The sequence below is a fragment of the Georgenia sp. SYP-B2076 genome (assembly GCF_003991205.1).
Lineage (GTDB): Bacteria > Actinomycetota > Actinomycetes > Actinomycetales > Actinomycetaceae > Georgenia.
This window is the reverse complement of the sequence record NZ_RXOZ01000036.1, coordinates 59,947-71,206: the sequence shown is the minus strand read 5'-3', so window position 1 is coordinate 71,206 and position 11,260 is coordinate 59,947. Positions and strand designations below refer to the sequence as shown.

Genomic DNA, 11,260 nt, shown 5'->3' with positions numbered 1-11,260 from the left:
TCAGGGGGGGTGTGACGAAGATCCCTTCAAGATTATGCGATGGACGGCGCGAACCGGACCTCTGCGGGGGCCATCAGGCCGAATATCTCGTTCTGCGAAGTCCGCGCGGCCGGGCCCGCCAAGCCCGGGTCAAGGTGACGTCACGCGGACATCGGGACCAAGGGCCCTTCACGCGCGTCGGAGCGGTCCGGACGGCGGCCGCCATGAATAACGATCGGGCCCCGGCGGCCGGCGGGCCCGCCGGGCGCGCGCCGCGGGCCGCCTCGTACACTCGACCTACCATGCGACGCCCCCGCCGCGGCCGACATCGCGCCGACCCTCCTGAACCAGTCCTGCCCCGGCCATCCCGGCCCGCCCCCGGCTCGCGGGGCCAGCGGCCCCCACGGGGGGCGGCATGCTGACGGAGTGGCTCCTCGTCGCCCTGGGAGTCGTCCTCACGGCCGGCACGGCGGTGTTCGTCGCGGCGGAGTTCTCGCTCGTCGCCCTGGACCCCTCCACCGTCGAGCGGCGCATCGCGGCGGGGGACCGGCGGGCCGTGGGCGTCGGCCGGGCGCTCAAGCACCTCTCGCTCGAGCTGTCCAGCGCCCAGGTGGGCATCACGCTGACCACCATCCTGCTGGGCTACACCACCCAGTCCGCGCTCGTGACCCTGCTGACGGGGCCGCTGGGCAGCGCCGGCCTCGCCACCACGGCGGCCTCGGCCACCGCCGTCGTCCTCTCGCTCGTGGCGGTGAACGCCTTCTCCATGGTCTTCGGCGAGCTCGTCCCGAAGAACCTCGCCCTGGCGGACCCGCTGGCCGCCGCCGGGTACGCCGCACCGGTGCAGCGGGTGTTCACCCGCGCGCTCCGGCCGGTCATCACCGGCCTGAACGGCTCCGCGAACGCGATCCTGCACCGCTTCGGCGTGGAGGCCGCGGAGGAGCTCTCCGGCGGCCGCTCCGCCTCCGAGCTGGCGGCGCTCGTGCGCCGCTCGGCCGAGCAGGGCACCCTCGACGTCTCCACCGCGACACTGCTGACCAGGTCGATCGGCCTGGGCGCGCTCACCGCCGTGGACGTCATGACGGATCGGGGCCGCATGCGCACGCTCGCCCGGGACGAGACCGCCGCGGACGTGGTGCGCCTCGCGCGGGACACGGGCCACTCGCGCTTCCCCGTGATCGGTGAGGACAACGACGACGTCCTCGGCCTGGTCCACCTGCGCCGGGCCATCGCGGTGCCCCACGAGCGCCGCGGCGATGTGCCCGTCGCGTCCTCCTCCCTCATGGTCGACGCGCCCCGCGTCCCCGAGACCCTCCCGCTGGCCCCGTTGCTCGTGCAGCTGCGGGACGAGGGCCTCCAGATGGCCCTGGTCGTCGACGAGTACGGCGGCACCTCGGGCCTCGTCACCCTCGAGGACGTCGTCGAGGAGCTCGTGGGCGACGTCGCCGACGAGCACGACCGGCGCCGCTCCGGCGCCCACGCCGGGCCCGGCGGCACCTGGGTGGTCCCCGGCGGGTTCCGCCCCGACGAGCTGGCCCGCAAGGCCGGCCTGCGGGTGCCCGACGACGGGCCCTACGAGACCCTCGGCGGCCTCGTCATGGACCGCCTGGGCCGGATCCCGCGCGCGGGCGACGAGGTCGAGGTGAGCGGCGTCGTCCTCCACGTCCAGCAGATGGACGACCGGCGGGTGGAGGTCCTGCGGGTGTGGGCCGCCAAGGAGGCGGCGCAGTGAGCGTCGGGACCGCCCTGCTGATCGGCCTGTTCCTGCTCGCCGGCAACGCCTTCTTCGTCGGCGCCGAGTTCGCGATCATGTCGGCCCGGCGCAGCCGCATCGAGCCGCTGGTCGAGGCGGGCTCCCGGCCGGCGAAGACCGTGCTCTGGGCCATGGAGAACGTCACACTCATGCTCGCGACGGCGCAGCTCGGTGTGACCGTGTGCTCGACCAGCCTCGGTGCCGTCGCGGAGCCCGCCATCGCGGGGCTCGTCGAGGCCCCGCTGATGGCCATGGGGCTGCCGGCGGAGGCCGGCCACGTCGTGGGGTTCACCCTGGCGCTGGCGCTGGTCGTCTACCTCCACGTCGTGGTGGGCGAGATGGTGCCGAAGAACCTCGCGGTGACCTCCCCCGAGCGGGCCGCCCTGATCTTCGCGCCGCCGCTGGTGTGGGTCTCCAAGGTCTTCCACCCGATCATCGCGGGCCTGAACGCGCTGGCGAACCTCATGCTGCGCCTCGTGGGCGTCGAGCCCAAGGACGAGGTCGCGTCGGCGTTCACGGCCGAGGAGGTCGCCTCCATCGTCGCGCGCTCGCAGGCCGAGGGGATGCTCCAGGACGACCTGGGCCTCCTCGCCGGCGCCATCGAGTTCTCCGAGGAGACGGCCGAGCAGGTGATGGTGCCCGTCTCCGAACTCGTCGCGCTCCCGCTGGGCTGCACGCCGGAGGAGGTCGAGAAGGAGGTCGGGCGCACCGGGTACTCGCGCTTCCCCCTGGTCGAGGACGGCGAGCTCGCCGGGTACCTGCACGTCAAGGACGTCCTCTACGCCGAGGGCGAGGCCCGCCGCCGCCCGGTCCCGACGTGGCGGGTCCGCGCGCTGGCCTCCGTCGGGCCGGGGGCCGAGGTGGAGGACGCGCTGACCGCGATGCAGAGATCCGGTGCGCACCTGGCCCGGGTGGTCCGCACGGGCCCCGACGGGACGGCCGGCGAGGTGGTGGGCGTGGTGTTTCTGGAGGACATCCTCGAGGAGCTCGTGGGGGAGGTCCGCGACTCGATGCAGCGCGCGGAACGGCGGGGCTGAGGCGGCCGGCTCGCCGTCCCCAGGGCGGTCGGCGCCCCTTCGTCCACAGGGCGCCGCCCCTGGGGCACCGCGCCGAGGAGGGTGGCTATCACGGCCGGCGGCTGACCGCATCTGGAACGGTTTTGGACGGAGGAGCTCCGTCCGTTACTGTTCCGTGACAAGCCATTAGGGCCGGGGGCGCAGCCCCCGTCCCTGGATCCGTTCGGCCAGATCACGGCCGTACCCCCTCCCGGAGGTTGATCGATGTCAGGTAGCGCTGTGCCCGAACCCTCGGCGCCATCGCTGACCCGACGTCAGATCCGTGAGGCAGAGCGCGCCCGTGAGGCCGCGAAAGAGGCCGCCGCCGCAGCCGGGCAGGCCGCGAAAGAGGCCGCCGCCGCGACTGAGCAGGCCGTGCCCAAGCAGTCCGTAACCCGGCAGGCCATGGCGGAGCAGGCCGTGGCCGAGGAGGCCGTGGCGCCGGACGCTGCGGCGCAGCGGGCCGCCGCGCCGGAGCAGACGCGCCGGGCGGCCACCCGGCGCGCCATCCGCGACGCCCAGGCCGTCCGCGATGCCGAGGCCGTCCGCGATCCCGAGCCTCCCCGGCGCGGGGCCGAGCCGGCCGTCCCGGCGCCGCCGTCCGGCGAGCCCGCAACCCACCCCCGGAGGGTGCGCGCGGACGCCACCCCCACCCAGGTCCTCACCCGGCACCCTGCGCCCGGGCGCCGCGAGATGCGCGCCCAGCTGCCCCAGCACTCGTCGCGGCGCTCCCGGGGCTGGGCGCCCCGGGCCGGTGTGCTCGGCGCCCTCGGCGTCCTGACCATCGCCGCCCCGCTGACCGGGCTCGCCAGCCCCCAGGACAGCTCCGCCTTCGCCTCCGGTGTGACGGTGACGGCCCAGACGAGCGTGCTCGACGTCCTCGACTCCCAGGCGGCCACCATGGCCCTCGCCGCGGTGCCCACGAGCCTGCTCGCGGAGCCCGGCGCGGCCAGCCGCGCGGCGGTCCTGGCAACGTCGCGGGCCAGCGAGCGCGACGCCCTGCAGTGCGCGCCGGTCGACGGTGCCAACGGCGCCCGGGCCGCGGTGGCCACCGAGGAGGAGTCGCGCGTCGTCATGCCGATCGCCGCCGGCGCCTACCGCAACACCTCGCCCTACGGGTACCGCATGAGCCCCTTCACCGGCTACAGCATGCACCTGGGCACCGACTTCGCCGCGCCGCGCGGCACGCCCATCCACGCGGTGGCGGACGGCACGGTCGAGTACGTCGGCGTCGGCAAGGACGGCCGCTCCAGCATGCTCGTCATCATCAAGCACGAGCTCGACGGCGAGACCTTCTGGAGCTGGCACGTGCACATGTATCCCGACGGCCTCCACGTCAAGCAGGGGCAGCAGGTCAAGGCGGGCGACGTCATCGCCGAGGTCGGCAACAACGGGAACTCGACCGGCCCGCACCTGCACTTCGAGATCCACACCGACGACGAGGGCACCACCACCGAGCCGCTGGCGTGGCTCAAGGAGCACGGCGCCGTCGACGTCGACGCCGTCTGCTGACCGCCTGACGCGCGAGGCGTCCTGCACGCGCGAAAGTCCTTGACGGGCCGGCGGCCGCCCAGCCCAGTGCGTGCGCGCACCTCCCGCGCGCACCTCCGCCGTCGTGCGTGACCCGCCGACCGGCCGCACCTCCGCCGTCGTGCGTGACCCGCCCACCGTCGTCGCAGACGGACCGCCCCCTCCGGGGCCGCCGGCCCACCCGTCCTCGCCGCGACATGGCCGTGCGCGACACTGCACGAGCCGGCTTTGTAGCCGCGGTCGACATGGCCCGTACCGGCGGTCATTCCTAGCGTTCAGCCCATGCCCCACGCGTTCCGACCAGGAGCGGGCAGCGAAGCCAGGGAGGAACGCCGGTGACGTCGACCACGAAGGTCCCCGCCCTGCGCACGCGGGGGCTGACCAAGAGCTTCCGCGGCTTCCAGGCCGTCACCGAGGTCGACCTCGAGGTCGCCGAGGGGGGCGTCCACGCGCTGGTGGGACCGAACGGCGCGGGGAAGACGACCCTGTTCAACCTGCTGACGGGGTTCCTCACGCCGACCGCGGGAGCGATCGAGGTCTTCGGCGAGGACGTCACCGGGCTCCAGCCCGAGCAGATCACGCACAAGGGCGTGGCCCGCTCGTTCCAGATCACCAGCCTCTTCGAGAACCTCAACCCGCGCGAGCACGTCGAGCTGGCCCTGCAGAGCCGGACCACGCAGGGGCGCACCTTCTGGCGCTCGGACCGCCTGATGCGCCGCTTCGCGGACCGCTCGGCCGAGCTGCTCGCGGAGGTGGGGCTCTCGGAGCTCGCGGAGAAGCCCTCCGGGTTGCTGGCCTACGGGCAGAAGCGGGCGCTGGAGATGGCGCTCGTCCTGGCGCTGGACCCCCGGGTGATGCTGCTCGACGAGCCCACCGCCGGCATGGGCATCGAGGACGTGCACCGCACGATCGAGCTGGTGAAGAAGATCTCCGCCGGCCGCACGGTCGTCTTCGTCGACCACAACATGCACGTCGTCGGCTCCCTGGCCGACCGGGTCACCGTCTTGCAGCAGGGCAAGGTCCTCGCCGAGGGCACCTACGACGAGGTCCGCGCCGACGAGCGCGTGATCACCGCGTACCTCGGGGAGGCCAGCAATGCTTGAGGTCCGGCAGCTCAAGGCCTGGTACGGGGAGGCGCAGGCCCTCGACGACGTCAGCCTCGAGGTCCGCGAGGGCGAGGTCGTCACGCTCGTCGGCCGCAACGGCGCCGGGAAGACGACCCTGCTGCGCTCCCTCATCGGGCTGCACCGCCAGGTGGAGGGCGCGGTCACGTTCGCCGGCGCCGACGTCCTGCGCACCCCGGCGCACCGCCGGGCGCGGCTGGGCATGGGCTGGGTCCAGGACGACCGGGGCATCTACGCCAGCCTCAGCGTCGAGGAGAACCTGCTCCTGCCCCCGGTGGTCTCGGACCGGGCCTGGTCGCTGGCGCGCGTGTACGAGACCTTCCCCATCCTCGCGGACCGCCGCCGCGCCGCCGGCACCACCCTCTCGGGCGGCGAGCAGCAGATGCTCGCCATCGCGCGGGTGCTGCGCACCGGCGCCAGGCTCCTGCTCCTCGACGAGCCCACCGAGGGCCTCGCCCCGGTGATCGTCGCCCGCATCGGAGAGATCATCCGCGAGGTCAAGGCCACCGGCGTGACCGTGCTCCTCATCGAGCAGAACGTGAAGTTCGCCGCGACGGTCGCCGACCGCCACTACCTGCTGTCCCAGGGGCGGGTGGTCGAGCACCTCGACAACGACGAGTTCATCCGCCGCGAGCACGAGCTGCTCGAGCACCTCGGCGTCTGAGCCACCCGTCCACCCGGACCGACACAGAGAGAAGGAACCGATGAGCAGGAAGATGGCAGGTGGCGCCGCCGCCCTGATGTCCGGCGCGCTGGTCCTGGGCGCCTGCGCCCAGGGCGGCCCGGCAGGCGCCGAGGGCGCGTTCACCGACGACAAGGTGGTCATCGGCGTCCTCAACGACCAGTCCGGCGTCTACAAGGACCTCTCCGGGCCCAACAGCGTCACGGCCGTGGAGATGGCGGTGGCCGACTACAAGGAGAAGTACGGCGACGACGCCGCCGTCGACGAGATCGAGGTCATCACCGCCGACCACCAGAACGAGCCCGACGTCGCGAACACCAAGGCGCAGGAGATGTACGACCGCTTGGGCGCGGACATCATCCTCGACGTGCCGGCCTCCTCGGCCGCGCTCGCGGTCGCGAGCCAGGCCGACGCCAAGAAGAAGCTCCACTTCAACATCGGCGCGGCGACCACCGAGCTCACCGGCGCGCAGTGCAGCCCCTACGTCTTCCACTGGGCCTACGACACGTACATGCTCGCCAACGGCACGGGCACCACCGTGACCGAGAACGGCGGCAAGAACTGGCAGATCATCTACCCCGACTACGCGTTCGGGCAGGACATGGAGAAGTCCTTCTCCGCCGCGATCGAGGCGGCGGGCGGGTCGGTCGGCGGCAAGATCGCCACGCCGTTCCCCAACGACAACTTCTCCACGTTCCTGACCCGCGCCGCCGCGGACGGCCCGGACGTCATCGGCACCATGCAGGCCGGCGGGGACCTCATCAACCTCGTCAAGCAGTACAACGAGGCGGGGCTGCGCGAGCAGGGCATCAGCCTGGCCGTGGGCCTGATGTTCATCACCGACATCCACTCCCTGGGCGTCGACCAGTTCGCGGGCACCACGTTCACCGACGCCTGGTACTGGAACATGGACGAGGAGTCCCGCGCCTGGGCCGACCGCTTCGCCGAGGAGACGGGCGGCCAGCGCCCCTCCTTCGCCCACGCCGGCAACTACTCGGCCGCGTGGCAGTACCTCGAGGCCGTCCAGGCCGCCGGCACCGACGACGCCGACGCCGTGGTCGAGGACCTGAGCGGCAAGGAGGTCGAGGACGTCTTCCTGCGCAACGGCACCATCCGGGCCGAGGACCACCGCGTCGTCCACGACGTCTACCTCGCCGAGGTCAAGGCCCCCGAGGAGGTCACCGAGGACTGGGACTACGAGACCATCCTCAACACCATCCCCGCGGAGCAGGCGTTCCGGCCGGTCGCCGACTCCGGCTGCGAGATGGGCTGAGCGCCCTGGCACCGGTGCGCCGCGCAGGCACGCACCACCGGGACGCGGAAGGCGGACCATGAACGAACTGCTGCAGTACATCATCCAGGGGCTGGCGGCCGGGAGCTTCTACGCCCTGGCCGCCCTGGGCCTGGCCGTCATCTTCGGCGTGCTCGGCGTGGTGAACTTCGCGCACGGCGCCTGCTACATGCTCGGCGCGGTCGCCTCCGCCGTCCTGCTCGACCTCGTCGGGCTGAGCTTCTGGTGGGCCCTGCTCGTGGTGCCCGCCCTGCTGTTCCTGTTCGGGGTGGCGATGGAGCGGCTGCTGGTGCGGTGGCTGCTCAGGCTGGAGCCGCTCTACAACTTCCTCCTCACCTTCGGCCTGTCCCTCGTGCTCGTGGACCTGGTCAAGCGCCGCTACGGCGTCTCCGGCCTGCCCTACGAGCGCCCCGCCGTGCTCGAGGGGCAGCTGGTCGTCGGCGACCTGCGCCTGCCCGCCTACCAGCTCTTCGTGTTCCTGTTCTCGGTGCTCGTGTGCGTGCTGGTGTGGCTGGTGATGACCCGCACGCGCACCGGGATGATCGTGCGGGCCGCCACGGAGCGCTCCGACCTGGCCCGCGCCCTGGGCATCAACGTGGGCAGGTGGGTCACGCCGGTGTTCGGCTTCGGGATCGCGCTCGCCGGCCTGGCCGGGGTGCTGGCCGCCCCGTTCCGGGCGATCACGGCGGACATGGGCTCGAACTTCATCATCATCCTGTTCGCGGTGGTCGTCATCGGCGGCCTGGGCTCGATCGTCGGCGCCGTCGCCGCCGGCTTCCTCGTCGGGCTGGTGGAGGCCTTCGGCCAGGCGTACGCGCCCGCGTTCGCCCAGATCGCGATCTTCGTGCTCATGGCCGTCGTGGTGCTGCTGCGCCCGGCGGGCCTGTTCGGACGGGAGGAGGCAGCATGACCACCACCCCACGCACCCTGCTCGAGGAGCGTGCGTCCACCTCGGCGGCGCCCGCGCGCGGCCGGAGCCGGTCCTGGCGGCGGTGGGCGCTCCTCGCCGTCGGCCTGGTCGCCGCCCTGACCCTGCCGTGGTTCATCTACCCCCCGGTGGCGATGGACATCGCCTGCTGGGCCCTGTTCGCCGTCGCCCTGGACCTCCTGCTCGGCTACGGCGGGCTCCTCTCCTTCGGGCACGCCGCATACTGGGGCGGGTCCGCGTACGTCACCGGCCTCGTGGCCGTGCACCTCGGCGTGCCGTTCCCGCTCGCCGTGCTCGCCGGGGCGCTCGCGGCGATGCTCATCGCGCTGCCGGTGGGGTTCCTCTCGGTGCGCCGCTCGGGCATCTACTTCGCGATGGTCACGCTCGCGTTCGCCCAGATGCTGTTCTTCGTCGCCAACCAGTGGCGGGACGTCACCGGCGGGGAGAACGGCCTGCAGTCGGTGCCCAAGACGTTCTTCGGCATCGAGGCGGTGGAGACGGACTCCTTCTACTTCTACTACGCCGCCCTGCCGATCATCGTCGCCGGGCTGTGGTGCGCCTGGCGGATCGTGCACTCGCCGTTCGGGCGGGTCCTCGTCTCCATCCGCGACAACCCGCCGCGGGCGCGGGCGCTCGGCTACGACGTCGAGCGGTACAAGGTCGTGGCCTTCGTGCTCTCCGCGGGGCTGGCCGGGCTGGCGGGCGGGCTCTACGCCGTCAGCCACGGGTTCGTCTCCCTCGGCGAGGTCAACTGGACGACGTCGGGGAAGGTCGTGCTCATCGCCGTCCTCGGCGGCATCGGCACCCTCTGGGGCGGGATCGTGGGCGCGGGGATCATCATCGTGCTCGAGGACCAGCTCGCCTCCTCCGGCTTCGAGGGCATCGGCATCATCACGGGCTCGGTGTTCGTGGTGGTCGTGCTGCTCTTCCGCCGGGGCGTGTGGGGGAGCCTGCGGCACCTCGCGACGACGCGGCGCAGGCGGTAGCCGGCGCGGCGCCCGTCCCCGGGGCAGGGCCGCGGGCCTTCGCGCGGCGCCCTCAGCGCAGCAGGGCCGCGAGCCGGAGCGCCAGCTGGACCTCCAGCTGGCGCTCCGGCGTGGTCCAGCCCTCGCCCAGCAGGCGGGTGACCCGCTCCAGGCGCTGGGTGACCGTGTTGGCGTGCACGTGCAGGGCCCCGCCGGTCCGGCCGAGGTTGCCGCCGTGGGCGAAGTAGGTCCGCAGGGTCTCGGCCAGGGCGGTGCCGCGCCGGGTGTCGTAGTCCAGCACCGGGCCGACGACGGAGCGCACGTACGCGCCGACGTCGCGCCGCTCGCCGAGCATCAGGCCCACGAACCCCAGGTCCTCGGCGCGGGCCACCTCGCCCGTGCGGCCCAGCGCCAGGAGCGTGTCCAGGCACCGGCCCGCCTCGGCGTGCGCGACGGCGATCGCCGCGGTCCCGCTCGCCGGGCCCGCCACGCCCGCGGTCAGGGGCCGGCCCGCGGCGTACCCCACCTCCTCGCTCACGGCGCGGGCGGCGGCCCGCGGCGCCAGGCCGGGCAGGACGAGCACGAGCCGGCCGCCCAGGACGGTCGAGAGCCCGTGGTGCCGCGAGGCGAGGAAGGCCGCCGCCTCGGCGGTGCGCGTCCGGTCGCCCGCGATCTCGGCGACGACGACCGCGTGCGCGGCGTCCAGGTCCGCGCCGACCAGCCGGGCCCGCTCGTGCAGCCCGCGGGCGTCGCGGCCCGCGTCGGCGAGCACGTCCTGCAGCAGCTCCCCGCGCAGGCGCCCCTCCGCCTCGGCGACGCCCCGCCGGAACAGCAGGAGCAGCGCGGTGACCACGGCGGCGCGCTCGAGGATCCGGCGGTCGGCCTCGTCGAGGGGGTCCTCGCGCCGCAGCACGAGCGCGCCGAGGAGGTCGGCGCCGGCCACGACCGGGGCCGCGCAGCGCCCGTCCACGGCCAGCGTGCGCGCGGCGTCGCCGACGCGGCGCAGCAGCTGCTCCTCGGCCGCGGGGGCGGGACCCGGGGGGCAGGTCGAGGCGAGGACGGCGCCGGCGGGGTCGACCATGACCACCTCGCCGCCGAGCACCTCGCGCAGCTCCCGGGCGACGTCGTCCACGTCGCCGCCCCGCAGCACCAGCGCCGCCAGGCGGTCGTGGGCGTCCGCGGCCCGCTCGACGCTCGTCGTGCGTGCCCGCAGCTCTTCGCCGGCGACCCGCAGGTCGTCCAGCGCCACCTGCGTCTCGCTGAGCAGGCGCGCGTTGTCCAGGGCGATCGCCGCGTGGGCGGCGAAGGAGACGAGCAGGGCGATGTCGTCCTTGGCGAAGGGGCGGACCGTGCGGTTGGCGGCGTACAGCACGCCGATGACGCGCCGACCCAGCAGCAGCGGCACGCCGAGGATCGAGGTCAGGCCCTCGTCGGCCACGGCGCTGTCGATGCCCTTCGTGTGGTCGAAGCGCGCGTCCGCGAAGTACTCGGCGGTGGCGTAGGGCATGGCCGTCTGCGCCACCAGGCCGCCCAGGCCGGCGCCGAGGGGCAGGCGCACGGCGCGGAACAGCGCCGAGGTGGTCCCGTCCGTGACGCGCATGTAGGTGTCGCCGGCGTCGTCGTCGTTGAGGCTGAGGTAGGCCACGTCGCTGTGCAGCAGCTGCCGGGAGCGGTGGACGATGGCCGCGAGCACGGAGTCCACGTCCGTGAGGGAGGCGAGGTCGCCGGCCGTCTCGAACAGGGCCCGCAGCTCCGTCTCCCGGCGCCGCCGGTTCTCGAGCACCCCGCGGACCTGGAGCGCCAGGCCCTTGGCCCGCTCGAGCTCGGCGAGGGTGTCGGCGTCGGCGCCCGCGGCGCGGGCGGCGAGCAGCGGGCCCTCGAACTCGACGGGGGCGGCGTCGCGCGCCAACAGCTCCAGGTACTCCACTCCAGCCACGCGCGCCATTGTGGTCG

At 73.7% G+C, this 11,260-nt stretch carries 9 protein-coding genes; 8 read left to right on the top strand and 1 reads right to left on the bottom strand.

Annotated elements, in window-relative coordinates; all coding sequences use genetic code 11:
- Window positions 1-394: 394 nt before the first annotated feature.
- The 8 genes from EJK16_RS17750 (at window position 395) to EJK16_RS17715 (ending at window position 9,328) form a co-directional block, all read left to right on the top strand.
- Window positions 395-1,711, top strand: a complete 1,317-nt coding sequence (locus EJK16_RS17750; RefSeq protein ID WP_127131763.1) for a hemolysin family protein — start codon at window positions 395-397, stop codon at window positions 1,709-1,711.
- Window positions 1,708-2,769 (top strand): hemolysin family protein, encoded by a 1,062-nt coding sequence (locus EJK16_RS17745; RefSeq protein WP_127131761.1) that lies wholly within the window; start codon window positions 1,708-1,710, stop codon window positions 2,767-2,769. Before EJK16_RS17750 ends, EJK16_RS17745 begins: the two co-directional genes overlap by 4 nt.
- A 243-nt stretch (window positions 2,770-3,012) precedes the next feature.
- Window positions 3,013-4,299, top strand: coding sequence for a M23 family metallopeptidase (locus tag EJK16_RS17740; protein ID WP_127131759.1), 1,287 nt, complete (start codon window positions 3,013-3,015; stop codon window positions 4,297-4,299).
- 353 nt (window positions 4,300-4,652) lie between these two features.
- Window positions 4,653-5,420, top strand: coding sequence for an ABC transporter ATP-binding protein (locus EJK16_RS17735; protein ID WP_205739829.1), 768 nt, complete (start codon window positions 4,653-4,655; stop codon window positions 5,418-5,420).
- On the top strand, window positions 5,413-6,105 hold the full coding sequence (locus EJK16_RS17730) for an ABC transporter ATP-binding protein (protein WP_127131757.1): 693 nt from the start codon (window positions 5,413-5,415) through the stop codon (window positions 6,103-6,105). Before EJK16_RS17735 ends, EJK16_RS17730 begins: the two co-directional genes overlap by 8 nt.
- 40 nt (window positions 6,106-6,145) lie before the next feature.
- Complete coding sequence (locus EJK16_RS17725; protein WP_127131755.1) at window positions 6,146-7,396, top strand: ABC transporter substrate-binding protein; 1,251 nt, start codon at window positions 6,146-6,148, stop codon at window positions 7,394-7,396.
- Between the two features lie 58 nt (window positions 7,397-7,454).
- Window positions 7,455-8,324 carry a branched-chain amino acid ABC transporter permease gene (locus EJK16_RS17720; protein WP_127131753.1) on the top strand — a complete coding sequence of 290 codons (870 nt, stop codon included), beginning with the start codon at window positions 7,455-7,457 and terminating at the stop codon, window positions 8,322-8,324.
- Window positions 8,321-9,328: a branched-chain amino acid ABC transporter permease gene (locus EJK16_RS17715; RefSeq protein WP_127131751.1), complete on the top strand. Its 1,008-nt coding sequence runs from the start codon at window positions 8,321-8,323 to the stop codon at window positions 9,326-9,328. Before EJK16_RS17720 ends, EJK16_RS17715 begins: the two co-directional genes overlap by 4 nt.
- 52 nt (window positions 9,329-9,380) lie before the next feature.
- Here the strand turns inward: EJK16_RS17715 and EJK16_RS17710 are convergent, their stop codons facing one another.
- The gene (locus EJK16_RS17710; RefSeq protein WP_205739828.1) at window positions 9,381-11,243 is read right to left on the bottom strand and encodes a GAF domain-containing protein; all 1,863 of its coding nucleotides are present in this window, start codon (window positions 11,241-11,243) and stop codon (window positions 9,381-9,383) included.
- Between the last annotated feature and the right edge of the window lie 17 nt (window positions 11,244-11,260).

Bases quoted from the DNA above. Each gene is read 5' to 3' on its own strand.
- EJK16_RS17750 (WP_127131763.1), top strand. From the start codon at position 395: ATGCTGACGGAGTGGCTCCTCGTCGCCCTGGGAGTCGTCCTCACGGCC.
- EJK16_RS17740 (WP_127131759.1), top strand. From the start codon at position 3,013: ATGTCAGGTAGCGCTGTGCCCGAACCCTCGGCGCCATCGCTGACCCGA.
- EJK16_RS17730 (WP_127131757.1), top strand. From the start codon at position 5,413: ATGCTTGAGGTCCGGCAGCTCAAGGCCTGGTACGGGGAGGCGCAGGCC.
- EJK16_RS17725 (WP_127131755.1), top strand. From the start codon at position 6,146: ATGAGCAGGAAGATGGCAGGTGGCGCCGCCGCCCTGATGTCCGGCGCG.
- EJK16_RS17720 (WP_127131753.1), top strand. From the start codon at position 7,455: ATGAACGAACTGCTGCAGTACATCATCCAGGGGCTGGCGGCCGGGAGC.
- EJK16_RS17715 (WP_127131751.1), top strand. From the start codon at position 8,321: ATGACCACCACCCCACGCACCCTGCTCGAGGAGCGTGCGTCCACCTCG.